The following is a 22,811-nucleotide window of genomic DNA, read 5'->3' as shown; positions in this document are numbered from 1 at the left end:
GTCAGCACCTTTCCTGATCCACCGTTGCCGGCGACCAGAGCAGAGGAATATAGGCCTTGGCCCAGAGGAGGAAGGAAAGCGAAAACAGCGCAGAGGAGAAACCGTAAGCGCTGAAGGGCAGGGTGAGCGACGGCGCGAACTCCGAGAGGATCCGCAAAAGAACCGACAGGACCAGAAGCAGGATCGCCATCCGGGTTGTCTTCGAAAAAAGCAGCGGTTGACCGGTATGCAGCAGGCCTGCAATCGAGAGAACCTGCAGGACGCCGAGACCCAAGCCCCCCATTAATGCCAGATGCAGTCCGCCCAGCCACGGCAGGTCCAGGCCAATCAGGGAAAGTCCGCAGACAAGAAGGCCGGTGCCAGCCAGCGCACTCGACAGCCAAAGACCGCCAAGTTCGAAGGAAAAGCCTTCGCGCCCCACAAACCCCTCGGCGACCCGATCAAGAAAGGCTGCACCGGCAGCCAACATCAAATAGCCGCGCACGGCGTCCGAGAGCGTGGCCGCCTCTGCCACGATCACCAGCATGGTCAACCCCGCTGAGAGATGGATCCGGCCCGGATGCGGTCTGTAGGGCGAGGTCTTTTCCGTCGGATCAAGGATCAGATTGGTCACTGGGACGGTGATGCGGGCAAGGGCGAGACCGAGCAGGCCGAGAAGCGCGAACCCGAGAATTCTGATCGCGCTTTCCGACAGATCGTAGAGTTCAAAGGCCATTGCGATCCGCAGCATGGCCGCAGCCGCAGCAAAGGCGGTGACGAACAAGACGAAGCCCAGGAGATCTGTGCTCTTCTTGCTCCAGGACAGGCGCAGCGCATAGGCGAGCAGGAACAGCATCCAGGCCTGATCGAACATCAGACCGATCAGCCAGCCGCTCTCGACGGCAAGCAAGCCGAGCACTCGTGCGCCAGCCCAGAGGCCCGCAAACAGGAAAAGTGGACGGCCGCTAATCCGCCGCGTGTCCGTCCATTCCGGCAGTGCAGAGGTGAGGAAGCCTAAAAGCGCGGCTCCAAAGGAGCCGACCAGCATTTCCTGCGCGTGCCAGTGGGCGGGAAGAGACGAGGAAGCAAATGGCAGGTCGAGAGACCAAACGACCACCCAGAGAAACGGCCAGAGTGCCGCATGCAAGGCGGCAAGTGGAAACATCAACCTCAGACCTTCGGCGGACATTGCCCTGGCAAGATCGGCCGAGGGAAGCATGCGTATGGCTGGAAGCACACTCATGCCAGCCTCCGCTCGTCATGTTCTTCCACGACGGCAAACAGCGGATGATCGGAGATGAGCCTTCGCGCCGTCTCGAAAATCATCTCCTCACTGCGATGCCCCGGTGTCTCGGGAACAGCGACGCAGTCGAGAATTCCATGGCCGTAGCGATCGAGAACCGCGATCCGGTGGCAGATCCGCAGCGCTTCATGGATGTCATGGGTGATGAAGAGCCCGCCCTTGCCGCTGTTCGAGACCGTGGCGACAACGAGATCCTGCATCCGTCGTCGCAAGGCGGCATCGAGTGCGGTGAAGGGCTCGTCGAAATAGAGGAAATCGGGGTCGGCGACGAGCGCACGGGCAAGCGCCGTGCGCTGGCGCATGCCACCCGACAACTGCGATGGAAACTTTTGCCAGTCGCTCTCTTCCAGCGATACGCGATCACAGGCCGCTGCAGTTCTTACCCTTCGCTCGGACCGCGCCACTGGGAGGCCAGATAGGCCGAGTGCCACGTTGGCTTCGACCGTTGCCCATGGGAGGAGGCGCGGTTCCTGAAAGACGAAAGCGCAGCGCGCATAGCCTCGCTCGACCTGGCCGTGGCGGGGGATAATCAGCCCGGCGGCGATCTGGGCAAGCGTGCTCTTGCCGCAACCGGATGGTCCGACCAGCGCGACCATTTCCCCCTGGCTGACCTGCAGACTGACCTGTTCGAGAACGGGGCGGCCGAGAAAAACGTGCCCCACGGCTTTGAGCTGGAGGAGGGTCATCGGCGTACGCCCCAGGGTTGGGCGGCTTCCCGCCATGCCTCGGCTTCGGCGCGCAGAGGCTGAACAATTCCATATTCGACGCTGATCAGCGCAATGACCGACAGGAGGATCCACGCAAGAGCTGCTTCCACATCGAGTGCGGAACGGGCATTGGCGAGCGCGCCTCCTATCCCGCCGGCATTGGCCAGCAACTCGGCCATGACTGCTGCCTTGAAAGCCGTGCCCAGTGCCATGACCAAAGCAGGAAATAACGCATGAAGCGTTTGCCGTAGGGATATCTGAAACAGGCGGGCCAGCCACGACAGGCCGGCCATACGGGCCATGTCTTCCAATCCCCGGTCTCGTGTCTGGATGGCCTCGGCTGCACCAACAAAGACAAGCGGCAAGGCGGCGATAGCCGCAGTGGCAATGACCGTTCCGGCCCCCATGCCGAACCAGATCATCAGAAGGACGATCCAGGCGATTGGCGGGACGCCGATCAGCAAGGTTACTTGCGGACGCGCAAGCCTCATGATCGCCGGATGGTATCCGGCCACCACGCCTGCCATCGTTCCAAACACGGCGGCGAGTGAAAAGCCGCCGAGCGCCCTCAAGCTCGTCGACAGCACCAACATCTGATTGTCGGGGTCTGCTGCTAGCTTGAACAGGGTCTGGATCGTCTCGGCCGGTGCTGGCAACACGAAGCTGCCATAGGCTTCGGCTCCGAGCTGCCAAACGGCTGCAAAGACGGCAAGGCCGCTGAAACCCGCCCAGCCGGACCAGAGGAAGCGCGCCACCCTTCCCGCACGATAAGCTAGGCTCATGATGATCCCGCCCTACAGATAAAGTGACGCGTCCGGCATGCGACCGCCCACCATATCGAGATGCCTCTGTGCCACGGCTTTGAGCAGGGTCTCGATCGGTCCGCGAGCGTCCCGAGCGGCAATGGCGACGAGGTTCGAATAGGGGATCGACGCCTCCAGAACAGGCCATGGGAGTTCAAGTGCCGATGCGGCCTGGCTCGCAGCCGCTGCCGGATTGGCGTTCACCTCGACTGCTGCCCGTGCAAGTCCCGCAAGAAGCGCGGTCGCCTGTTCCGGATGATCGTCCAGGAAGTTTTGCGTCAGGGCGAGACCTGCCTGGGGCAGGACCGGCGTACTTGCGGTGACCTTACCCCATTCCTTCTGCATGTCGATGACGCGGTGAAGCGCCTGACCACCGGTACTGGCCTTGAAGATGGCGGCAGAGACTGCCGGTTCGGGTAGGAGCGCCGTGTCGATACGCCCTGCGAGCAGCATCTGCACAGCTTCGATCGGCGTGCCGGCCCGCTCTACCTTGACCTTGCCGGTCATCCGATGATGGGCAAGCGCCGCATCGAAGACAAGTTCCGGCGTGTCATTGGGAAATGGCACGGTTACGCTTTGACCTTCGAGATCTGCGAAAGCCGCGATCTTATCGTTGCGCGACACCATATAGAGAAGGCCATTGGTCATTACGCTGGCCAGTTTCAGGCCAAGGCCGCGCGTATGGAGATTTGCCGCCGCCGTTGTCGGCATGACTACGGCTCTCATGGATCCGGACGACAGGCCCGCCCGCATTTCATCGGGCGTGCGCCAGACCCTAAACTCCACCTTATCTGCGACGTTGCGCAGCAGGCCTTTGCCAACCGCATAGGCCAGCGTGATCGATGGTCCGGCAGGAGGGCCGAAGAGGACGAGTTGGTCGAGGGAGGAAGCGCGTGCCCGTGTGTTGAGGAAGGGAAGGGCAAGGGTCGCTGCGATGCCAGCGCATAAAGTGCGACGGGTTGTTGCATAGCCTGCCGCGTCGGCCTCAATGATATTCGTCTCGCTGACCTGTTTCAGGGTGTTGGGCATCCCGCTCTCCGAAAATTGATTTATTTACTCATGTTATAGCCGTCCGCGCGCGGATGTTTGACGTAGAGCAAGTAGTGTGTGGAATTGCCGGCTGGAATCGTTCTCAGATGTCGAGCGCGAGAATCGGGTCTGCGCCAAACAGGGCGGCATGGCCTCCCGCGAGCAGCCAGAGTGTGACAAGCAGCGTCACGGCGAACCCGGCTACCAGATGTCCATCCAGACGCAGCTTGGCGCGTCCAGAGAGCAGGGCGATCAACGGAAATATGGATGTTGATCTCTCGACTGGTAACCAGTCTTCTCCCATCCTGCGTCTCGCGCGCTTTTCCGCGACAAGGATACCGACAGCAGAAAACAGACCGAGGCCACCGAAGACAAGGAGCGATCTGGTATCACCGTTTGCTGCGAGGTGGCCGAGAGACCAGAGGAAAAATCCCCACAAGACCGGATGGCGGGTGAGAGTTGTAATCGCGCCAGGTGTAGTGCCTGTCATGAAGCTGATAGATGCGGGATTGGGACTGATTAGGCCTGCCGTGACCAGAAAGAGCCCGAGTGGCGACAACACGAGATTGGCGAGGATGCTCCGGGAATCCGGCCGCCAGATCTCTACATACTCGGTGTTCCAGGCGGCATGCAGGACCCATATCAGGAGTGCTACGGATGTTGTCGAATAGACTAGAAGGTAGAGCCGTAATCCAAGCGCTGCGGTTAGCCTTCCCCGGATGGTTGGTAAGGCAGGCACCGAATGCAACAACAAGAAGGCTACAAGCGCAAGAACGATCTGGTTCATGTTGGGAACACCTGCGTTTCGGGTTCCACGTTTAGAAGCTGTTGCAGCAGCATCTGCTCCGTAGTGATATGGCGCCGGACAGCTTCCTGAAAACCGCGAACCATATGGGCCACCGTTTCCAGGCTCAGTCTGCATCGTTTGCGAGCGACAGCGGCCAAAGTGAGAGATAGCTCACGGGCCGCGCGACGGTCGACGCGATGTTCGGACTTGACCTGATCGAGAAGAAGAGAGCCGAAGCAGGAGCCGGCATGCAGCTCGAGGTCGGGGTAGAACTTTTGCTCTTCCAGAGTGTGGGCGGCTGCGACCAACGGTTCGATGTGCTTGGCAACCTTCTGGATACCACGTGGAATCTCACCCGTGTCAAAGTCCGCGGCCAATTCCTCCAGCTTCAAGCAGAGAATGAGAAGATCGCGGTGCTTGTTCTCAAGCGCCCTGACCTCGGAGGCCGTCAGGCTGGATCCAGTCGTTTCCATGGTTTTTCCCTTATTGGCCGATGAACAGGATGACGCCGATCGCAAGCGAAGTCAGAACGGCGGCTAGAGTGCCCCCGCCCTGGAGCACCCCCATGCGTTTCAGCATCAGGGCAAAGCCCACGATGACAGGTGTCGCAACGACAAGGCCGATTTGTGCATCCGTCATTTCAGTCATTCCCTTCTGTTGTGGAAGCACTCTGCCTTGTCTTTCGTCAGTCTTCTTTGCGCTCCCACAAAGAGCGCTTCGGATTTTTCTCTAGAAACGATCCCGATCAACGGGAGAACTGACGATGGCCATGCAAACGAGCCTCCAGCAAGAGGCAAAGGACGACCACCTGCTGCTCTGGATCCTGGTGTGGAGCGAGTTGATCGCTTTCGGCATCCTGATCCTTGGCTTCCTCGTCGTCTCGACCTTCGATGCAGAAGCCTTCAAACTGGCGCGTCTGCATTTAAGGCCGGGGATCGCCGGCGCGAACACGCTTGTTCTGCTGGTGAGCGGGTACTTTGTCGCTGTGGCGATGCGAAATCGGCTTGATCTCGAGGCGGTGAAACGGCCGTTGACGATTGCAGCCCTGCTCGGCTTCTGCTTCGTGGCGGTCAAGCTCTTCGAATACTGGGGTGAGGTTCGCTACGCCCACGATGCAACGCTCGACACCTTCTTCGAGCTCTATTTCATCATTACCGGCTTTCATCTCCTGCATGTCTTCTTCGGCGCCATTGCGCTTCTTCTCGTCGCCTGGCGCCCGGCACGTGAGAACCTCGTTCTGATCGCCACACTCTGGCACGTGATCGACCTCGTCTGGCTGGTCATCTTTCCCATTCTCTATCTCGCGTGAGGCGTCCCATGACCCGCAGACAACACGAGGAATTGGTGGGTGTGCTCGCCATGCTGATGACCTTCGCGATTGGCGGCGCAATTGTTACGGCGCTCGCTGGTCCAACGATCGTACCGATTGCCGCCGTTCTTGGGATTGCCTTTGCCAAGGGACGGCTTGTGGTTCTCGACTTCCTCGAACTCAGGGGCGGACATCATCCCATGCGGATCGCACTGATCTGCTGGTTAAGCATCATTCTGATCGCCGCACTGTCTCGGTCGCTGGTGGTCCTTCTGTTGGGATGAACATTCGCACCGTTGCTTGCCAAAGCGCAAAGAACAACTCCGCTCACTCTCTATGAAAAGGACATCCCGCAGAGCCGGCGAGGGGATCGCTGGAGCCTTCGAGGCGGGGAAACCAGGTCGGGCCTTCTTAGCCCGGCAGACGGAAGGACAAGGGCATGGCAGAGCGCCTGACCAAGACCGGAGCGCGCAACGTCTTCTATGGCGGCTCCATTTTCTTTTTTGCGATCTTCGTGGGGCTCACCGCCCACAGCCATTACTACATCCGCACGGTATCGACCGACGAAACGACACTGACTGACAGCGTCGCGCGCGGCAAGCATATCTGGGAAAAGCACTCCTGTATCAACTGCCACTCGATCCTGGGTGAAGGCGCCTATTTTGCGCCCGAACTTGGCAACGTCTGGACGCGCTGGGGTGGCCAGGACGATCGCGACGGTGCACGTGAGACGCTTCGTTCTTGGATGGCTGCACAGCCCTCTGGTGTCGAAGGTCGTCGCCAGATGCCGCAATTCAACCTGACCGACGAAGAGATCAACGATCTCGCCGACTTCCTCGAATGGACCAGCAAGATCAAGACGCAGAACTGGCCGCCGAACGAGGCGGGCTGAGCCCTTCGTGACCCAAGGAGACAAACCTATGAAATATCAAAGCCAGAAGGTCGCGATGCTGTATTTCTACGGCGCGCTTGGCCTCTTCGTTGCCCAGGTCCTGTTCGGCGTTGTTGCCGGCACGATCTACGTCCTGCCCAATACGCTCTCGGAACTCCTGCCCTTCAACATCGTGCGCATGATCCACACCAACGCCCTGATTGTGTGGTTGCTAATGGGCTTCATGGGCGCGACCTATTATCTGCTGCCGGAAGAGGCGGAGACGGAGCTTTACAGCCCAAAGCTCGCCATCGTGCAGTTCTGGATCTTTCTAATCGCCGCCGCCGCCGCCGTCGTCGGTTACCTCTTCGGCATCCATGAAGGCCGCGAATTTCTGGAGCAACCCTTCATCATCAAGATCGGCATCGTCATTGTCGCATTGATGCTGCTGTTCAACGTCACCATGACATCGCTGAAGGGCCGCAAGACTGTCGTCACCAACATCCTGATCTTCGGTCTTTGGGGTGTGGCGATCTTCTTCCTCTTTGCCTTCTACAACCCAACGAACCTGGCACTCGACAAGATGTACTGGTGGTATGTCGTCCACCTCTGGGTCGAAGGCGTCTGGGAGCTGATCATGGCCTCGGTGCTCGCCTTCTTGATGATCAAGCTCAACGGCATCGACCGCGAAGTGGTCGAGAAGTGGCTCTATGTCATCATCGGCCTGGCGCTCTTCTCCGGCATTCTCGGCACGGGCCATCACTATTACTGGATCGGCGCGCCGGGCTACTGGCAGTGGATCGGTTCGCTCTTCTCGACCCTCGAAGTTGCCCCCTTCTTTACCATGGTCATTTTCACCTTCGTGATGACCTGGAAGGCCGGCCGCAAGCACCCGAACAAGGCAGCTCTTCTGTGGTCGATCGGTTGCTCGGTCATGGCGTTCTTCGGTGCTGGCGTCTGGGGCTTCCTGCACACGCTGTCCTCCATTAACTACTACACCCATGGGACTCAAGTGACGGCAGCGCACGGGCACCTCGCCTTCTTCGGCGCCTATGTGATGCTCAACCTTGCGATCATGGCCTATGCCATTCCGGAAATGCGCGGCCGCCAGCCCTATAACCAGTGGCTGTCGATCGCGAGCTTCTGGATGATGTGCACGGCCATGTCGGTAATGACCTTTGCGCTCACCTTCGCAGGTGTTCTGCAGGTGCATCTCCAGCGCGTGCTGGGTGAAAGCTACATGGCCGTCCAGGACCAGTTGGCGCTGTTCTACTGGGTGCGCCTCGGCTCCGGTGCGGTCGTTTTGGTCTCGGCCCTGATGTTCGTCTGGGCCGTGTTGATGCCGGGCAAGGAAAAAGAGCCTGCCTTCGGCGGCTATGTCGAGCCTGCCGAGTGAAACAGCGGCCCCGCTGTTTCAAAAAGCGGCGGGGCTCTCCCCAATTTTGAGGATCAGGAACATGAATATCATCGCCCGCAACATTCAGCCGGATATCCCGGCCTATTCTCCAGCCGGCAACGAATGCACTCTCTTCGAGACAGCCTGGACGCGGCAGTTGCCGCTTCTCCTCAAAGGACCGACAGGCTGCGGAAAGACCCGGTTCGTCAGTCATATGGCGCAAAAGCTTGGCTTGCCGCTGACCACCGTCTCCTGCCACGACGATCTGGCGGCTGCCGATCTCACTGGCCGTTTTCTTTTGAAGGGAGGTGAGACGGTCTGGGTCGACGGACCGCTGACCCGGGCGGTCCGTGAGGGCGGTGTGTGCTATCTCGACGAGGTGGTCGAGGCGCGCAAGGATGTCGCCGTCGTGCTCCACCCGCTCACCGACGACCGGCGCATCCTGCCATTGGAGCGGACAGGCGAAGAGCTTGAAGCGCCGCCGGCCTTCATGCTCGTTGTCTCCTACAATCCTGGCTATCAAAGCCTCCTCAAAGCGTTGAAGCCCTCGACTCGCCAGCGTTTTGTCGCCATCGAGTTCGACTTCCTGCCCAAGGCGAGGGAGATCGAGGTTGTCTCGGCAGAAAGTGGACTGCCTGCCACGGCTGTAGAGCCATTGGTCGAACTGGCGCGGCGGCTGCGGGCATTGAAAGGTCATGACCTGGAGGAGGGCGTCTCGACGCGTCTGCTGGTTTACTGCGCGAGCCTCATCGATGCCGGTCTTGCGCCACGGGACGCCGTTCGTGCCGCCATGATAGAGCCGCTGACCGACGAACCTGACGTGCGTACCGCACTCCTTGAACTGGCACAGGCGGTCATCCGCTAGGAGAATGTCATGCTGGACTTTCTGGAGCTTGAGGAGACGGTCGGGCGCGCCTGGCACAGGCTGGCAGGTGATACCCGCACCTGGCCGCGTTATCCCGAAGCGGCTGTCCTGCTGGAGGACGTGCTTCCGGTACTCTCTGTCTGCTTTCGTGGCTTCGGCGGTGAACGGACGGTTCAACTGGTACCGGCGCGGGGCAAGACCTCGCAACACCGGCTGAAGTTCCGGCAACGCATGGGGCTGGGCGAAGAAAAGCTCATTCATCCGGCGCGGGACGAAGCTAGCGTGATGTTGCCCCCAGTCTTGGATCTCATGCCGGAGCAGTCGCTCAATCTTGACCTTTATGTCTGGCTGGCCGCCGCCATGGCCGTGATGCCGCTTCAACCGATGACCGAGACTGATCCCCTCAAGGCAGATCTTGCACTTTTGGACGCGGCGTCGGCGCTTGAAGCACAGGTCCTGGAGACCTTCCCCGGTCTGGTCGATCGTTATAGTCGGCTTTGCCGCGCCCTTCTGTCGGAGCGCCGCCGCGGCTCGCTGCCTCGGGTTGAGGGGCTGCTGGAGGACTGCATCATTGATCTCCTGCGCCGTGGCGCGGGGCTTGCCCCGCTCTCTGCAGGTAATGAAATGCCTATGCAGGCACCTGCGGGCTATCTGCCGATGTTGCCCGTGCCGCTCTGGCCGCAGGCAGTTCTTAGGGAGGAATGGGCCGGTCGCCAGGAATTAGACCAGCCGGTCGGCTCCAGCCAGGCGGATGCGCAGGCGGCCGGACGCCATGTGGCGATCCGTGAGAAGGACTCTGCCGCCAAGGGTGAGCGCAGTCCCTTCATCCTCAACCGCTTCGAGAAGATCCTTGCCATGGCCGAGATGGTCAATGTCGACCGTCCCGCCGACGACAGCGACGATCACGATGCGTCAGCCGCCGACGAACTCGACGAGATGGTGCTTGGAGAACGCAAGGGCCGGCCTGCCGCGAAATTTCGGTTCGACCTGGACCTGCCGCCCGAGGCGCTCATCCATTCCGCGATCGAAGCGGAACTGACCTATCCGGAATGGGACTACAGACACGGGGTCTATCTGAAGGACCACTGCCGGGTCTTTGCCGGTCCGGCCTGCGAACAGGACATGGCGCCGGTCCAGTCGTCCGAGATGAAGGCGATGATTCGCCGGGTGCGGCGGCAGTTCGAAGCGATGCGTCCGCGCCATGAGCTGCTGCGTGCACAGGTCGACGGTGCCGATCTCGATCTCGATGCGGTCGTGCGCAGCCGCACCGAGCTTGCTGCGAGCGGCGAATGCTCGGATCGCATCCATATGGCAAGCCGGCCGCAGGCCCATGATCTTGCGGTGACCCTGCTGGTCGACGTCTCGCTGTCAACCGACGCCTGGTTCAACGACCGCCGGGTGCTCGATGTCGAGAAGGAGGCGCTTCTGGTATTGGCCGAAGGGCTGGCCGCCTGTGGCGACATGCATTCTATCTTGAGCTTCACGTCGAGACGGCGGGACTGGGTGCGCGTTGAGACGATCAAGGACTTTGATGAGCCGATGAGTGCGTTGGTGCGCCATCGCATCGCCGCGCTGAAGCCCGGTTACTATACCCGCATGGGAGCAGCCCTACGCCACGCGACGGCCAAACTTGCCGAGCGTCCCAATCGCAAGCACTTGCTTCTTGTCATGACCGATGGAAAACCGAATGATGTCGATCACTATGAGGGACGTTTTGCGCTTGAAGACACACGTCGGGCAGTGAGCGAAGCAAGGCGGCGTGGCATCCATGTCTTCGGCGTCACGGTCGATCAGGACGCTAAAACCTATGTGCCGGCTGTATTCGGCCACCATGGCTATGCCGTCGTTCCCGACATTCGCCGCCTTCCAGCGGCCTTGCCACAGATCTACCGCGCGCTCGTCCGCTGATCCGCGAACGCGCAAAGGGAAAGCCCGGACCGAGCGATCGGACCGGGCTTTCTCTTATTTCGTCGCTTTGTCTCAGGCCGCCGTGGCGTGTGTTCTGCCCGTTTCGCCGAGATAGGCGTCAAAGCACGACGCCACCGTTCGAACGAGGAACCTGTGCTTTGTGTCCACGCTCAGCACATCGCCACGCCAGGTGACAATGCCTTCCTCCAACAAGGTCTTCAGCGGTAAATTGGCTTTTCCAAAGCCCTCGTCCGGAAGTTCAAAGCCATCCGGCATGGTTGAAAAATCCACCTGGAAGTCGCACATCAGCCGTTCGATGATCCAGGCTCGGACGCGGTCTTCTTGGGTGAGGCGATAGCCTTTCGACGTGGCCAGTTCACCGGATGAGATAAGACTTGCATAGCGTCCGATGGCAACGTCGTTTTGCGCGTAGCCTTCCGTTAGGCGTCCAATCGCCGAGGAACCGAACCCGATCAGCGTTGATGCAATGTCGGTCGTATATCCCTGGAAATTGCGGTGCAACGCCTGGCAATCGGCGGCGATCGAAAGTTGATCCTCAGGAAGCGCAAAATGGTCGAGACCGATCCGTCTATACCCGGCTTCGCACAGGGTTGCCGCGATGGCTTCCGCCTGCGCATGTCGTTCATGGGCATCGCCGAGCGCTGCCGTGTCGATCAGGCGTTGATGCTTCTTGAAGGCCGGGACATGGGCGTAGCCGAAGACGGCGAAGCGTTCAGGGCGCATGGCCGAGGCCACACGGGCAGTTTCAATCGCAGAGTCGACATTCTGATGCGGCAAACCATAGATCAGGTCGAAGTTGACACTTCTGGCTCCTGCCTTGCGCAGGTTCGAAAGGGCTGTTTCGGTCTGTTCTGCTGACTGGATGCGATTGATCGCTTTCTGCACCTTGGGATCGAAACTCTGAACGCCAAGGCTAGCCCGAGTTATCCCCGCCTTCCCCAGTGCCTCCGACATTTCTACGGTCAGTGTTCTGGGATCTATTTCCACCGCAAATTCGGTCGCGCCGCCGATGCCAAAAGCTGCGGCGAGCGTCGCAGTGAGGTCGAGGAATTCCTCTGGCGTCATGATCGTCGGAGTGCCGCCGCCGAAGTGAATGTCGCTGACATCCTGTCGTCGCCCGATGGCTTTCGTCACCAATCTGATTTCCTGTTTGAGCACTGTCAGATAGTCGAGGATTGGCGCATCTTTCTGGGTGATGGTGGTGTGGCAGCCGCAATACCAGCACATGGATCGACAGAAGGGCACGTGAAGATAGAGTGACACCGGATCGCTTTTCGGCACCGCGGCCAGCCAGTCCCGATAGGTGCCGGCTCCGATATTGGGCGAGAAGCGGGGGGCGGTCGGATAGCTCGTGTAACGGGGCAAGCGGCTTTCGCCGTAACGGCGGATAATCTCTGCGTTCATGATATCGCTCCGGTTTCATGCCGCAACGATAGCCGCTCGCCGAAGGACTTCGTTGTCGAAAGGCAAAGAGGACAGGCTTTCGGGGATTTGCTTGTCACAGCACAACGATGCCTAGGCGCGGGTGTTTCAGTATCCTGTGGTGCAGCCGAGCTGCATGCGACCCCGCAAACCCGCATCGATGAAAGCCAGCGAATGACTGTTGTAGACGATCATATTCTCAAGCTCGACGTGCGCGAAATTCCGCGCGTGGAAAGGCATCCTCGTATATTCGGAATGTTGAATTCGCTGCTTCCGGATTATCAGTTGATCTTGACCGTCGATCATGATCCGGTTCCGCTCTACTACCATCTCGAGATGCATTATGATGGGGTGTTCGGGTGGGAATACCTTTCCCGCGGTCCGGAGATATGGGAAGTCCGCATTCGCCGGAAGAAACACGAAGGCTGCAACTGCAACTGCGGTGGTGGTCATTGAACTGTATGGGAGCGACCTGTCGACAGCGGCCGCTCCCATGCACATTCATCGTGATCGGACAGGTGAAGTCGAAAATTGGGAGGTCACGTGTCGACAACAGCCAACTTCAAAGAACTCGACGTGCGGCCCATCCTTCGTGACGGAGGTGAGCCATTTCCTGCGATCATGCATGCGGTTCAGTCGTTGAAGCCAGGGGAAGGTTTGCGCCTGCTTGCAACGTTTCGCCCGATGCCGCTGTTGAGCGTCATGGCGCGCCGCGGCTATTCGGCCGAACTCAAGGAGTTGGATGGCGGCGAGTGGGAGGTTCTGTTCATCCCGGCGCCAGACATTTCTGCAGAAATTCTCCATTCGATCGGTGCAGAGGAAGCGGCGGCCTGGCCCGATCCATTGTGGCGGCTCGACCTGACAGAACAACAGCCACCGGCTCCCATGGAAAAAGTTCTCTCGCTGATCGAGCTCATGGAGCCGGGCGAAGTGCTCTTCGCGGTATTTTCTGAGGAATCGCGCTTTCTCGGCGCGGAGCTGGAAAAACGCGGTCACCAATGGGTCGGCAATCTCGATACGTCAAAGCGTGCCTATCGCATGTTGATCCGCGTGGGCGGTGAAGGTTGACGACCGGCTTGCCGCTGAACTTGGCAAAGTAGACCAGCATTGTCGGCGAGAAAGAAGACAAAGGCGGCAATCCAGAACAGTCCAGACGCAGACATCAACGGCGCATAGTATCCGGGAATGAAATCGGCTGTTATGCGCAAGCTTGCCGCGATGAGCAGGCATGGAACGGACAGCCGCTGGCACCAGGAGAATTTCTCATTTCGACCGGTATGAAGCCGGATCGAACGCATCATGATTGAGAGCATCATTCCCGTCACGGCACCGATGGCCAGAAGATGAATTGCAGCGAGCGGGCCAAGCATGCCGAGCGCTGTTGCTGCAATCCCCAACAGCCCGATAGCCAAAAAGCCGTAAGACACCTGCATCGCTGCGATCATGGACGATCGCAGAATGATTGGCCTGAACCATTGTGCTGCGCGCACGAGGTGTAAGCTGGCTGCGACAAGGGCCATGATGGCGGTGAGTGGGCCAAACGGTTCAAAGGTCCAGATCATCGCTGCAAGGATAGTGGCGATCAGGACAAAACGATCAATCATGCGACTGGTAGGCGCGAGGCGTGACCTGCCTGCCTGGGCAAGCCAGTTGTTTGTAAAGCTCGGGATGAGCTTGCTCGCGGTCGCCGTGATCAACAGGATATAGACGGAAAGGCCTGCCCGCGCCCAGACCCCCACATCCCCTCCGTCCATGGCAACGATGTGGAACCCGCCATTGATCAGGGCGAGACACGTGAGGCAAAGGATGGGCTTCGCATCCGCAATTCGCCTGGCGACCCAGGCTTCTCTCACGCAGAAATAGGCGAAGAGTGGAAGGAAGATCCAGTCGATCAGGAGGGTGATGAGGGCCGATGTATCTGCGATCAACAGCATGGAAATGCGACCCGCGATCCAGATGAAGGCAAGTCCCGCAAGCGGGCTACCGGACAGTGGAAAGCGACCGGTCCAGTTTGGAACTGTTGTCATCAAGTATCCGACGAGGACCGCTGGCATGAAGCCGAACAGCAATTCATGCGCATGCCAGGCGGATTGGCCGTAGACTTGCGCCACCTCAAGCCAGCCGTTCATCGCGCAAATCCAGATTGTGATGGTCGCGATGGCCCATAGAGGCGCCCCGAGATAAAATGGCCGGAACCCATAAGACAGCAGGACGAGGCCGTCGCGCCTCAGGCCCCGCGGGATCCCGCCACTCGTCGGTCGTTCCTTATCCTTCATAAAAACAGCTCTCCAAAATACTCGATCGTTCCTGCGCAATGATTTCCAAGCAAAGTAATTGATCTCGATCAAAGGGCGCCGGCAATTCTATTGTTTGGTACGCGGCTCAATGACGCACTCTCCCTCATGAGTTCTTTGTTCTGGAACAAATAAAACTGGGCGCCATCAAGTAAAACAGTCTCAACAGTTCGGGCGAAACGCTCACTGCACGACAAGGAGAGAAGATTATGACCCAGAGCCTGAATTTGACCAGAAGAACAATGCTTGCGGGGGCTGTCTTTGCAAGCGCGCTTATCCCTGTTCTGACAGGGACTGTGGCACGCGCCGAAGGTGGCGACATTAAAACGAATGCCGCCGCCGTTGCCGGTGACATCGCCAAGCTGGAGCGGGTGAAGGTCGATCTCGTCGCACCTCCCTTCGTCCATGCGCATAGCCAAAAGGCCGAAGGCGCGCCCAAGGTCGTTGAGTTCACGCTCACCATCGAGGAAAAGAAGATCGTCGTTGACGATGCAGGCACCGAGGTCCATGCCATGACCTTCAACGGCTCGGTCCCCGGTCCGATGATGGTCGTCCATGAGGGTGACTATGTCGAGGTGACGCTTATCAACCCCGATACCAACAGCCTTCAGCACAATATCGACTTCCATTCGGCAACTGGTGCGCTAGGCGGCGGTGCTCTGACCCTGGTTAATCCGGGCGAAACAGCCGTCTTGCGCTTCAAGGCTACCAAGGCCGGGGTCTTCGTCTACCATTGCGCACCTCCCGGAATGGTGCCGTGGCATGTGACCGCCGGCATGAATGGCGCGATCACGGTCTTGCCGCGCGACGGTCTCAAGGACCACAAGGGCAATGATCTGCCTTATGACAAGGTATACTATGTCGGCGAGCAGGACTTTTATGTCCCCAAGGATGCCGACGGCAATTACAAGAAATACGAGAGTGCCGGCGACGCCTATTCGGATGTGCTCGAAGTGATGAACACGCTGACCCCGAGCCACATTGTCTTCAATGGTGCGGTCGGAGCTCTGACGGGCGACAATGCGATGACGGCAGAAGTCGGCGACCGGGTCTTGATCCTGCATTCGCAGGCCAATCGTGATACCCGTCCGCACCTGATCGGTGGCCATGGCGACTATGTCTGGGCAACCGGCAAGTTCGCCAACCCGCCGGAACTCGATCAGGAAACCTGGTTCATCCCCGGAGGCGCTGCGGGTGCAGCCTACTATACTTTCCAGCAGCCGGGCATCTACGCTTATGTCAACCACAACCTGATCGAAGCCTTCGAAAAGGGTGCGGCCGCTCACTTCAAGGTCACCGGCGACTGGAATGACGATCTGATGACCGCCGTGGTCAAGCCGGAAAGCTGATCCTTGCGAATGTACGGGGTGCTCGATGAGCACCCCGTGGACTTCCTCTCAAACTCGTTGGAAATCGCCATGTCCGGCGCCGTTCTCACTCCCAGGCAGCCCAATTCGGTCGGCTCGGTGCTGCTGCCGCTTCTGCTCGTAAGCGCTCTGTCTACCGCCATCGCGTTTCAATCGGGCATCGTGCAGATGAGTGGTGGCGCCGATCTGCCACCACCTCAAACTATTTCGGTGGCGGCGGGACGTTTCGCCTACCGTCAACCTGGCGAGTTTTACCGCGCCGGATACGCCGTCGATGGGCCGAAGGCAGAATACGTGATGACGGCTCCTCTCACGATTATGAAGTATCAGGTCAGCACCCAGGACTACGATGCCTGCGTGGCCGATAGAGCCTGCCCGGCTCGGGAATCGGTCACTCCATCGCGCTCTGACATGCCGGTAACCGGCGTCAGCCACGACGACGCGACAATGTTTGCCCGGTGGTTTTCGAAAAAGAGTGGTGGAATCTGGCGACTGCCAAGTGACGTGGAATTGGCCTTTGCCGCTGGTCAGAAGTTTCCGGATGACGCCCTCGGTATCGACCCGGACAATCGCAACCCGGCATTGCGTTGGCTCGCCGACTATGAGCGCGAGGCGGCTCGCAAGAGATCCAAGGAACCGGCACCGCTTGCCCATGGAAGCTTCGGCGAGAACGAGCATGGGCTTGCCGATTTTGCCGGCAATATCTGGGAGTGGACAACGACCTGCAATCGGCGTGTCGACCTCGTCAACGGAGGGCAGCCGGTCACAACCGAAGCCTGCGGCGTCTACATCACCGCTGGCAAACACAGATCGCCATTAAGCTCGTTTATCCGAGACCCGAAAAGCGGAGGCTGCTCTGTCGGAGTTCCCCCTGACCATGTCGGTTTCCGGCTGGTCGAAGATCGTCGCTGGTACGCTCCTTTGCTCTTTTCGATCGGTGCCTTGTGAGGTAGGCTACCCCTCGAATGGCACACTCGCCACAATGGCCACTATTGGGCTCTTCGAGCCCTGAGAATGTGGGCTGGTGGCGGGAGAGGGATATATTTTGAAACTTGATCGGACGATCATCAAGTCTTTGTCATTGTTCGACAAGATGACCGATGACGAGTTGGACGCGCTACTTGTTCCCGCTCAGACGAAGCGATTGCCGATCGGCGAGTCCGTGTTCGAGCAAGGCCAGCCTGCCGCCTATTTCTTTCTCCTCCTGCATGGCCGCCTAAAGGTCACCCAGGTCACCAGCGCCGGTCAACAGATCATCGTGCGCGTGGTGCACCCCGGTGACCTCTTCGGCTTCGCCAAGGCGCTGCAGCGACAAGACTATCCGGGAACAGCCCTTGCTGCTGCCGAAAGCATAGTTCTGTCGTGGCCCACAGAGATGTGGCCAAAATTCGTAGAGCGAAATCCAAGGCTCGCTGTCAGTGCAATGGAGACGATCGGACAAAGGCTCGAGGAAGCCCATGTCCGCATTCGCGAAATGTCGACGCAAGAAGTCGAAAAGAGAGTAGCACATACCGTATTGCGGCTGGCACAGAAGGCTGGTCGCCCAGAGGCTGCGGGAATACGGATCGATTTTCCAATCTCTAGGCAGGATATTGCCGAGATGACCGGAACGACAATCCATACGGTCTCGCGCATATTCAGTTCCTGGGAGAGCAAGGGCCTGATCGAAGGTGGTCGGCAGAAACTCCTTGTGCGCGATATGGCTGAATTGGCATCGCTGGCGGATTCTCTCCCCGAACGTCGCTAACTGGATGAAGCGTTCTCTTACTTGATATTGAGCAAAGAAGGCTCGCCCATCCTGGCCTATCTCTTTTGCAACGGAACGAGGTGTTCTGTCTAAGGAGATGAAAATGCAACTTCGTAGTTTAACAATGGCAGCCGTAATCTTACTTTCGGCCCCAACCCTCTCAATCGCTGCTGATTTCGAAGTCAAGATGCTGAACAAGGGCGCCGAGGGTGCCATGGTCTTCGAACCGGCCGGTCTAAAGATTGCCCCCGGCGACACCGTCACCTTCGTCGCTACCGACAAGAGCCACAATGCCGAAGCCATCAAGGGCATGATTCCGGACGGTGCGGCGGAGTTCAAGGGCAAGATGAACGAGACGATCAAGGTGACCTTTGACGTTCCCGGTCTCTACGGCGTGAAATGCGCGCCGCATGTTGGCATGGGCATGGTCGCCGCCATCCTCGTCGGTGATGCGCCCGCCGCCAATCTCGATGCTTTCAACGCCGCAAAGCTGCCGAAGAAGGCGCGCGAGCGGATTGATGCAGCCGTCGCTTCGGCCCAGTAGATTTGCCCACTCGTTCATATTGCTTGGTCGACGCCGCCAGGGTGCTAACCCCGGTGGCGTCGCCATTTCTGCCTCGATGGTCGGCCGTGGCAGGGATCAGATCCCGCCATCAACCAGCAGGCCGCTATGCGCTCGGTCGATGGCATTGCGTAGTTCGTCGACCGGAGATGCGGTGGGAAGCTCTTCGCCTTCCAGTTCTTCCGGCATCCGCCAACCGGGATCAATTCCCTGCATGTTCGGGAGTTCGTGGGCGATGCCCTTGTGGCAATCAATGCACGTCGCCTTGCCGTTCAGAAGATAACGCGTGTGGATCTCAGCTGCACGTTCCGTCTGTTTCGACAGGTCCATAGCAACCGAGGAGTGGCAGTTTCTGCACTCAAGACTGTCATTAGCTTTCAGTCTCGCCCATTCGTGCTGCGCCAGCCGCAATCTCTCATCGAGGAATTTCTGACGTGTATTGATCGTTCCGAAGATCTTGCCCCAGACTTCCTTCGAGGCCTGCATCTTTCGGGCAATCTTGTCCGTCCATTCGTGGGGCACATGACAATCCGGACAGGATGCCCTGACACCGGAGCGGTTGGAGAAGTGGACGGTCCTCGTCATCTCCTCATACACATTGGTCTTCATTTCGTGACAACTGACGCAGAACTCCTCCGTATTAGTCAGTTCAAGTGCTGTGTTGAACGCACCCCAGAACATGACGCCGCCAACAAAGCCGCCGAGCGTCAGGAAGGCGAGGCTGAGCGTTGCCGCTGGCGTCGTCAGAACGCGCCATGTCCATGAGAGCAGGTTGCGGAGCCTCTGCATTTCTAATGCTCCTCGCCCATCAGCTTGACCCCCATGTCGCTCATGTCGCGGAAGGTGTTGCCGACCAAGGGGTTGGTCTGCGCCTGGGGGACGTGACAGGCTGTGCAGAAATATCGTCTCGGCGAGACATCTGCCAACATCTGTCCCTCCCGCGTGATGTAATGGGTCACGCTGATCATGGGCGCACCGGACCCTTCCGTGAACTCGCGCTTGTGGCAGGAGAGACATCGGTTGGTATTGACCGACAGTTGGTAGCCTTCGATCGAGTGTGGAATGATGGGAGGCTGGTCCGGATAGGCGCGCATCTTGCGCACGTCATCCACATTCCATTTCGGCAGGGGCTTTGCCGGAACGCTTTCCATCTGTTGGGGCGGGCCGGACAACTGCGGAACCGATTGAGCGACCACGCCACCACCGATGAGACAGGTTGCCAACAGGGCAGCGGCACCAAGTTGGCCTCTTGTCAGGCCACGGGAACGATCTTGACTGCGCATTTTTTGAAATCCGTTTGTTTGGAGATCGGATCGGTAGCGTCAAGCGTCACCTTGTTGATCAACTGGCTGGCATCGAACCATGGAACGAAGATCACGCCAGGTGGCATGCGGTTGCGGCCGCGGGTCTCGACGCGTGTCCGCATCTCGCCGCGACGCGAAACGATGGTGATCTCTGCCCCCTGGTTGATCCCGCGTTTTCGCGCGTCGTCGGCGTTCATGAAGCAGCGGGCGCCGGGGAAGGCCTTGTAGAGTTCTGGCACCCTCATTGTCATCGAACCGGAATGCCAGTGCTCCAGCACCCGGCCTGTTACCAGCCAGAAATCGTATTCCTCATCCGGCGATTCGGCCGGCGGTTCATAGGGCACAGCCAGGATGACCGCACGTCCATTGGGTTTGCCGTAGAAGCGCACCCCTTCGCCGGGTTTGACATATGGGTCATAACCCTCCCGGTAGCGCCATTTGGTCTCCTTGCCGTCGACGACCGGCCAACGAAGGCCCCGTTCCTGATGGTAGACGTCGTAAGGTGCCAGGTCATGCCCATGTCCGCGCCCAAACTCCGCATATTCCTCGAAGAGGCCCTTCTGGAGATAAAAGCCAAATGCTTCGGCTTCGCGATTGGCATAGTCGGCGTCCACCTCTGAGAGTGGGTATCGGTCCACCTTGCCATTGGCGAACAGCACCTCGAAAAGTGTTTTGCCGCGGTAGTCCGGGTTCTGCGCCAAGATCTCCTCGGTCCAGACTTCATCCGTCGTGAACCGTTTGGAAAACTCCACCAATTGCCATAGGTCCGAGCGCGCATCTCCTGGCGCATTGACCAGTTGATGCCAGACATGTGTTCGGCGCTCTGCATTGCCATAGGCTCCTTCCTTCTCGACCCACATGGCGGCCGGAAGAATGAGGTCGGCAGACATGGCGGTGATCGTGGGATAGGCATCGGAGACGACAATGAAGTTGTCCGGGTTCCTGTAGCCGAGATAGGTCTCGTTGCTGGTATTGGGGGCCGCCTGGACGTTGTTGTTGACCTGAACCCAATAGAAGTTCAGCTTGCCGTCCTTCAGCATCCTGTCCTGTTCTACGGCATGGTATCCTGGTTTGTCGGGAAGAAGACCTTCCGGGAGCTTCCAGATCTCCTCTGCGTGATGTCGGTGCTCCGGATTGGTCACCACCATGTCTGCCGGCAGGCGATGCGCGAATGTGCCGACTTCACGCGCCGTTCCACAGGCCGATGGTTGGCCTGTCAGTGAGAAGGGGCCGTTGCCCGGTTCAGAGATCTTCCCCGTCAGCAGATGCAGATTATAGATCATGTGGTTTGCCCAGACGCCGCGCGTGTGCTGGTTGAACCCCATGGTCCAAAGAGACATGACCTTGGTGTCGGGATTGGCATAGAGCTCAGCGAGTTGCTCCAGAAAGCCCGGATCGGACCCAGTCAGCTCGGCGACTTTTTCTAAAGTGTAATCTGCGACAAAGGCCTTGAAACTGTCGAAGTCGATCGGCTCCATCTTGGTCGGGTCGCCTGCGTTCTTCGCCTTCATCTCGAGCGGATCGTCGGCGCGAAGACCATATCCGATATCGTCCACTCCCTTCATGAAGGTCGTGTGGGCGCGGACAAAGTCCTCGTTCACTCGACCGGTCGAGATGATGTGGTTTGCGATATAGTTCATGATCGCCAGATCCGTGCTCGGCTTGAAGATGATCGGAACGTCGGCCAGATCCATGCTGCGGTGGGTGTAGGTCGAGAGCACTGCGACTTTTACATGTTCGTGACCCAGGCGCCGGTCTGCAAGGCGTGTCCACAGGATCGGGTGCATCTCCGCCATGTTGGAGCCCCAGAGCACGAAGGCATCGGCGTGTTCGAAGTCGTCATAGCAGCCCATGGGTTCATCCATGCCGAAGGTGCGCATGAAGGCATATGCGGCGGATGCCATGCAATGGCGGGCATTAGGGTCGAGGTTGTTGGAACGGAAGCCCGCCCGCATCAGCTTGGTGGCGGCATAGCCTTCGAAAATCGTCCACTGGCCGGAGCCGAACATGCCGATCGCTGTTGGTCCCTTTTCGCGCAGAACCTTCTTGCATCGCTCGGCCATTATATCGAACGCTTCGTCCCAGCTTACCGGTTCGAATTCGCCGTCCTTGTCATATTGTCCGCCACGCTTGCGCAGGAGCGGTGTGCTCAGGCGATCCTCGCCATACATGATCTTTGAGAGGAAATAGCCCTTTATGCAGTTGAGGCCGCGGTTCACCTCGGCTTGCATGTCGCCGTGTGTGGCGACGACCTGCCCTTCCTTGACGCCAACCATGACGCCACAGCCGGTGCCGCAGAACCTACAGGGCGCCTTGGACCATTTTATCTCGAGCGCTTCCACGCCACCGGGAACGGACTGGGCATGGGCCGGCAAGCTGATGCCGGCGGTGGCTGCCGCAATCGCGGCAGCATGGGCCTTGAGCAGACTACGCCGCGTCAGGTCTGTGTCCATTGATTAAACCCTCCTCCAAATTCTCTGCATGCTCAAAAACCATGTTTGCCGCCATGACATCCGGAAGGCCCGAAATGGCAGCGAGTGTCGCGCCCATCTCTCCACTGGATCTGCCCTCGATCACGATGACGATCTTGCCGCGTTCCGCGGCATGAACTTCGACGTCCGGCATCTCTGCCAATGCTTCGACAAGACGACCAGCGGCGGCCGGAGAGGTCAGAACGACAGCACTGGAAACATGGAAGCGTTCAGGGTTGCGCGTCGACATGAAAGCCACTCCTCCCCGATAGGGAAATTGCGTTCGTTGGACAGTGGCTGATGCAGGCTCCGCAGCCGGTGCAGTCATCCTCTACAACTGAAGGATGCCATGGTCCGCCAGCGCGTGGACGAAACCGGATTGCGTCAGTCGGACAATGGTCGCGGCATGACTGACAGTCGACGCTGTTGAGCGCCAGGCAATGCGGTTGCACCTGTGCCTTGTGGGGAATGGAGAGTTCGGCGCCGAAGAAGACATCCGCGTGCGGACAGTGTTCGCGACATTGGCCGCAAAAATCGCATCCGCCGGATGAGAAATCCAGTGCCGGTATGCCGGACTGCATCGAGATGATCGACTGCGGACAGTGATCAACGCATGCGCTGCATTGATCGCAGGTCTCTTCCACCGGACGTAAGAGACCCGGTGGC

Annotated in this window: 26 protein-coding genes; 12 read left to right on the top strand and 14 right to left on the bottom strand. The window is 59.1% G+C overall.

The annotated features are described in order from the left end of the window. Nucleotide 1: 1 nt before the first annotated feature. From GH983_RS11385 to GH983_RS24110, 7 genes are all read right to left on the bottom strand, one after another. Complete coding sequence (locus tag GH983_RS11385; RefSeq protein WP_150127361.1) at nucleotides 2-1,222, bottom strand: NnrS family protein; 1,221 nt, start codon at nucleotides 1,220-1,222, stop codon at nucleotides 2-4. Next, complete coding sequence (locus GH983_RS11380) at nucleotides 1,219-1,968, bottom strand: ABC transporter ATP-binding protein (RefSeq protein WP_069041039.1); 750 nt, start codon at nucleotides 1,966-1,968, stop codon at nucleotides 1,219-1,221. Before GH983_RS11380 ends, GH983_RS11385 begins: the two co-directional genes overlap by 4 nt. Beyond that, entirely contained in the window at nucleotides 1,965-2,771 is an 807-nt protein-coding gene (locus GH983_RS11375) for an ABC transporter permease (protein ID WP_069041040.1), read from the bottom strand. The genes GH983_RS11380 and GH983_RS11375 overlap by 4 nt, the downstream gene beginning before the upstream one ends. 12 nt (nucleotides 2,772-2,783) lie before the next feature. Next, nucleotides 2,784-3,821, bottom strand: coding sequence for an ABC transporter substrate-binding protein (locus GH983_RS11370; RefSeq protein ID WP_069041041.1), 1,038 nt, complete (start codon nucleotides 3,819-3,821; stop codon nucleotides 2,784-2,786). Between the two features lie 103 nt (nucleotides 3,822-3,924). Next, nucleotides 3,925-4,608 carry an NnrU family protein gene (locus GH983_RS11365; protein ID WP_069041042.1) on the bottom strand — a complete coding sequence of 228 codons (684 nt, stop codon included), beginning with the start codon at nucleotides 4,606-4,608 and terminating at the stop codon, nucleotides 3,925-3,927. Further along, the gene (locus GH983_RS11360) at nucleotides 4,605-5,081 is read right to left on the bottom strand and encodes a hemerythrin domain-containing protein (RefSeq protein WP_069041043.1); all 477 of its coding nucleotides are present in this window, start codon (nucleotides 5,079-5,081) and stop codon (nucleotides 4,605-4,607) included. Before GH983_RS11360 ends, GH983_RS11365 begins: the two co-directional genes overlap by 4 nt. Nucleotides 5,082-5,091: 10 nt before the next feature. After that, nucleotides 5,092-5,247 carry a hypothetical protein gene (locus GH983_RS24110; RefSeq protein WP_171901537.1) on the bottom strand — a complete coding sequence of 52 codons (156 nt, stop codon included), beginning with the start codon at nucleotides 5,245-5,247 and terminating at the stop codon, nucleotides 5,092-5,094. A gap of 124 nt (nucleotides 5,248-5,371) precedes the next feature. On the opposite strand from GH983_RS24110, the gene GH983_RS11355 reads away from it, so the two are divergent. The 6 genes from GH983_RS11355 (at nucleotide 5,372) to GH983_RS11330 (ending at nucleotide 10,957) form a co-directional block, all read left to right on the top strand. Next, the gene (locus tag GH983_RS11355) at nucleotides 5,372-5,917 is read left to right on the top strand and encodes a cytochrome c oxidase subunit 3 (RefSeq protein WP_069041044.1); all 546 of its coding nucleotides are present in this window, start codon (nucleotides 5,372-5,374) and stop codon (nucleotides 5,915-5,917) included. Between the two features lie 8 nt (nucleotides 5,918-5,925). After that, nucleotides 5,926-6,201: a cytochrome C oxidase subunit IV family protein gene (locus GH983_RS11350; protein ID WP_069041045.1), complete on the top strand. Its 276-nt coding sequence runs from the start codon at nucleotides 5,926-5,928 to the stop codon at nucleotides 6,199-6,201. A gap of 155 nt (nucleotides 6,202-6,356) precedes the next feature. Beyond that, nucleotides 6,357-6,809 (top strand): cytochrome c, encoded by a 453-nt coding sequence (locus GH983_RS11345; protein ID WP_069041046.1) that lies wholly within the window; start codon nucleotides 6,357-6,359, stop codon nucleotides 6,807-6,809. A gap of 28 nt (nucleotides 6,810-6,837) precedes the next feature. Continuing rightward, nucleotides 6,838-8,184, top strand: a complete 1,347-nt coding sequence (locus GH983_RS11340; protein ID WP_069041047.1) for a nitric-oxide reductase large subunit — start codon at nucleotides 6,838-6,840, stop codon at nucleotides 8,182-8,184. A gap of 61 nt (nucleotides 8,185-8,245) precedes the next feature. Beyond that, on the top strand, nucleotides 8,246-9,049 hold the full coding sequence (locus GH983_RS11335; protein ID WP_069041048.1) for a CbbQ/NirQ/NorQ/GpvN family protein: 804 nt from the start codon (nucleotides 8,246-8,248) through the stop codon (nucleotides 9,047-9,049). A 9-nt stretch (nucleotides 9,050-9,058) separates the two neighbouring features. Continuing rightward, nucleotides 9,059-10,957, top strand: coding sequence for a nitric oxide reductase activation protein NorD (locus GH983_RS11330; RefSeq protein WP_069041049.1), 1,899 nt, complete (start codon nucleotides 9,059-9,061; stop codon nucleotides 10,955-10,957). Nucleotides 10,958-11,029: 72 nt separating this feature from the next. Here GH983_RS11330 and hemN read toward each other — a convergent pair whose 3' ends face one another. Continuing rightward, nucleotides 11,030-12,382: an oxygen-independent coproporphyrinogen III oxidase gene (hemN, locus tag GH983_RS11325; RefSeq protein WP_069041050.1), complete on the bottom strand. Its 1,353-nt coding sequence runs from the start codon at nucleotides 12,380-12,382 to the stop codon at nucleotides 11,030-11,032. A gap of 192 nt (nucleotides 12,383-12,574) precedes the next feature. On the opposite strand from hemN, the gene GH983_RS11320 reads away from it, so the two are divergent. Together GH983_RS11320 and GH983_RS11315 are read left to right on the top strand one after the other, a co-directional pair. Next, a complete protein-coding gene (locus GH983_RS11320) occupies nucleotides 12,575-12,856 on the top strand; it encodes a DUF2249 domain-containing protein (RefSeq protein ID WP_083229525.1) in 282 nt (93 codons plus the stop codon). Between the two features lie 87 nt (nucleotides 12,857-12,943). Beyond that, entirely contained in the window at nucleotides 12,944-13,468 is a 525-nt protein-coding gene (locus GH983_RS11315; RefSeq protein ID WP_069041052.1) for a DUF2249 domain-containing protein, read from the top strand. Here GH983_RS11315 and GH983_RS11310 read toward each other — a convergent pair. Next, entirely contained in the window at nucleotides 13,432-14,748 is a 1,317-nt protein-coding gene (locus GH983_RS11310) for an NnrS family protein (protein ID WP_150127362.1), read from the bottom strand. The two genes, GH983_RS11315 and GH983_RS11310, sit on opposite strands and share 37 nt — an antisense overlap. A 155-nt stretch (nucleotides 14,749-14,903) precedes the next feature. Between GH983_RS11310 and nirK the strand changes: the two genes are divergently transcribed. From nirK to GH983_RS11290, 4 genes are all read left to right on the top strand, one after another. After that, a complete protein-coding gene (gene nirK, locus GH983_RS11305; protein ID WP_069041054.1) occupies nucleotides 14,904-16,043 on the top strand; it encodes a copper-containing nitrite reductase in 1,140 nt (379 codons plus the stop codon). Between the two features lie 69 nt (nucleotides 16,044-16,112). Beyond that, entirely contained in the window at nucleotides 16,113-17,009 is an 897-nt protein-coding gene (locus GH983_RS11300) for an SUMF1/EgtB/PvdO family nonheme iron enzyme (protein WP_069043764.1), read from the top strand. Nucleotides 17,010-17,106: 97 nt separating this feature from the next. Further along, nucleotides 17,107-17,808 (top strand): Crp/Fnr family transcriptional regulator, encoded by a 702-nt coding sequence (locus tag GH983_RS11295; protein ID WP_069041055.1) that lies wholly within the window; start codon nucleotides 17,107-17,109, stop codon nucleotides 17,806-17,808. A 124-nt stretch (nucleotides 17,809-17,932) separates the two neighbouring features. After that, entirely contained in the window at nucleotides 17,933-18,352 is a 420-nt protein-coding gene (locus GH983_RS11290) for a pseudoazurin (protein ID WP_371418487.1), read from the top strand. A 96-nt stretch (nucleotides 18,353-18,448) separates the two neighbouring features. On the opposite strand, the gene GH983_RS11285 is transcribed toward GH983_RS11290, so the two are convergent. Genes GH983_RS11285 through GH983_RS11265 form a run of 5 tightly spaced genes read right to left on the bottom strand, consistent with a single transcriptional unit; the run spans nucleotide 18,449 to nucleotide 22,726 of the window. Further along, nucleotides 18,449-19,159, bottom strand: coding sequence for a NapC/NirT family cytochrome c (locus tag GH983_RS11285; RefSeq protein ID WP_069041057.1), 711 nt, complete (start codon nucleotides 19,157-19,159; stop codon nucleotides 18,449-18,451). 2 nt (nucleotides 19,160-19,161) lie between these two features. Continuing rightward, the gene (locus tag GH983_RS11280) at nucleotides 19,162-19,653 is read right to left on the bottom strand and encodes a nitrate reductase cytochrome c-type subunit (protein ID WP_069041058.1); all 492 of its coding nucleotides are present in this window, start codon (nucleotides 19,651-19,653) and stop codon (nucleotides 19,162-19,164) included. Then, nucleotides 19,623-22,127 carry a periplasmic nitrate reductase subunit alpha gene (napA, locus tag GH983_RS11275; RefSeq protein ID WP_069041059.1) on the bottom strand — a complete coding sequence of 835 codons (2,505 nt, stop codon included), beginning with the start codon at nucleotides 22,125-22,127 and terminating at the stop codon, nucleotides 19,623-19,625. Before napA ends, GH983_RS11280 begins: the two co-directional genes overlap by 31 nt. Then, nucleotides 22,102-22,395: a chaperone NapD gene (locus tag GH983_RS11270; RefSeq protein WP_069041060.1), complete on the bottom strand. Its 294-nt coding sequence runs from the start codon at nucleotides 22,393-22,395 to the stop codon at nucleotides 22,102-22,104. The genes napA and GH983_RS11270 overlap by 26 nt, the downstream gene beginning before the upstream one ends. Next, entirely contained in the window at nucleotides 22,376-22,726 is a 351-nt protein-coding gene (locus GH983_RS11265; protein ID WP_234906007.1) for a 4Fe-4S binding protein, read from the bottom strand. The genes GH983_RS11270 and GH983_RS11265 overlap by 20 nt, the downstream gene beginning before the upstream one ends. Between the last annotated feature and the right edge of the window lie 85 nt (nucleotides 22,727-22,811).

This window comes from Agrobacterium sp. MA01 (genome assembly GCF_009650195.1).
GTDB lineage: Bacteria > Pseudomonadota > Alphaproteobacteria > Rhizobiales > Rhizobiaceae > Allorhizobium.
This window is presented reverse-complemented; position numbering and strand designations above follow the sequence as displayed.

Coding starts and splice junctions, on each gene's coding strand:
- GH983_RS11340 (WP_069041047.1), top strand. CDS start 6,838: ATGAAATATCAAAGCCAGAAGGTCGCGATGCTGTATTTCTACGGCGCG.
- GH983_RS11285 (WP_069041057.1), bottom strand. CDS start 19,159: ATGCAGAGGCTCCGCAACCTGCTCTCATGGACATGGCGCGTTCTGACG.
- GH983_RS11370 (WP_069041041.1), bottom strand. CDS start 3,821: ATGCCCAACACCCTGAAACAGGTCAGCGAGACGAATATCATTGAGGCC.
- GH983_RS11380 (WP_069041039.1), bottom strand. CDS start 1,968: ATGACCCTCCTCCAGCTCAAAGCCGTGGGGCACGTTTTTCTCGGCCGC.
- GH983_RS11300 (WP_069043764.1), top strand. CDS start 16,113: ATGTCCGGCGCCGTTCTCACTCCCAGGCAGCCCAATTCGGTCGGCTCG.
- GH983_RS11350 (WP_069041045.1), top strand. CDS start 5,926: ATGACCCGCAGACAACACGAGGAATTGGTGGGTGTGCTCGCCATGCTG.
- GH983_RS11345 (WP_069041046.1), top strand. CDS start 6,357: ATGGCAGAGCGCCTGACCAAGACCGGAGCGCGCAACGTCTTCTATGGC.
- GH983_RS11320 (WP_083229525.1), top strand. CDS start 12,575: ATGACTGTTGTAGACGATCATATTCTCAAGCTCGACGTGCGCGAAATT.
- GH983_RS11355 (WP_069041044.1), top strand. CDS start 5,372: ATGGCCATGCAAACGAGCCTCCAGCAAGAGGCAAAGGACGACCACCTG.
- GH983_RS11335 (WP_069041048.1), top strand. CDS start 8,246: ATGAATATCATCGCCCGCAACATTCAGCCGGATATCCCGGCCTATTCT.
- GH983_RS24110 (WP_171901537.1), bottom strand. CDS start 5,247: ATGACGGATGCACAAATCGGCCTTGTCGTTGCGACACCTGTCATCGTG.
- GH983_RS11330 (WP_069041049.1), top strand. CDS start 9,059: ATGCTGGACTTTCTGGAGCTTGAGGAGACGGTCGGGCGCGCCTGGCAC.
- napA (WP_069041059.1), bottom strand. CDS start 22,127: ATGGACACAGACCTGACGCGGCGTAGTCTGCTCAAGGCCCATGCTGCC.
- GH983_RS11270 (WP_069041060.1), bottom strand. CDS start 22,395: ATGTCGACGCGCAACCCTGAACGCTTCCATGTTTCCAGTGCTGTCGTT.
- GH983_RS11265 (WP_234906007.1), bottom strand. CDS start 22,726: ATGCAGTCCGGCATACCGGCACTGGATTTCTCATCCGGCGGATGCGAT.
- GH983_RS11360 (WP_069041043.1), bottom strand. CDS start 5,081: ATGGAAACGACTGGATCCAGCCTGACGGCCTCCGAGGTCAGGGCGCTT.
- GH983_RS11280 (WP_069041058.1), bottom strand. CDS start 19,653: ATGCGCAGTCAAGATCGTTCCCGTGGCCTGACAAGAGGCCAACTTGGT.
- GH983_RS11375 (WP_069041040.1), bottom strand. CDS start 2,771: ATGAGCCTAGCTTATCGTGCGGGAAGGGTGGCGCGCTTCCTCTGGTCC.
- nirK (WP_069041054.1), top strand. CDS start 14,904: ATGACCCAGAGCCTGAATTTGACCAGAAGAACAATGCTTGCGGGGGCT.
- GH983_RS11290 (WP_371418487.1), top strand. CDS start 17,933: ATGGCAGCCGTAATCTTACTTTCGGCCCCAACCCTCTCAATCGCTGCT.
- hemN (WP_069041050.1), bottom strand. CDS start 12,382: ATGAACGCAGAGATTATCCGCCGTTACGGCGAAAGCCGCTTGCCCCGT.
- GH983_RS11365 (WP_069041042.1), bottom strand. CDS start 4,608: ATGAACCAGATCGTTCTTGCGCTTGTAGCCTTCTTGTTGTTGCATTCG.
- GH983_RS11385 (WP_150127361.1), bottom strand. CDS start 1,222: ATGAGTGTGCTTCCAGCCATACGCATGCTTCCCTCGGCCGATCTTGCC.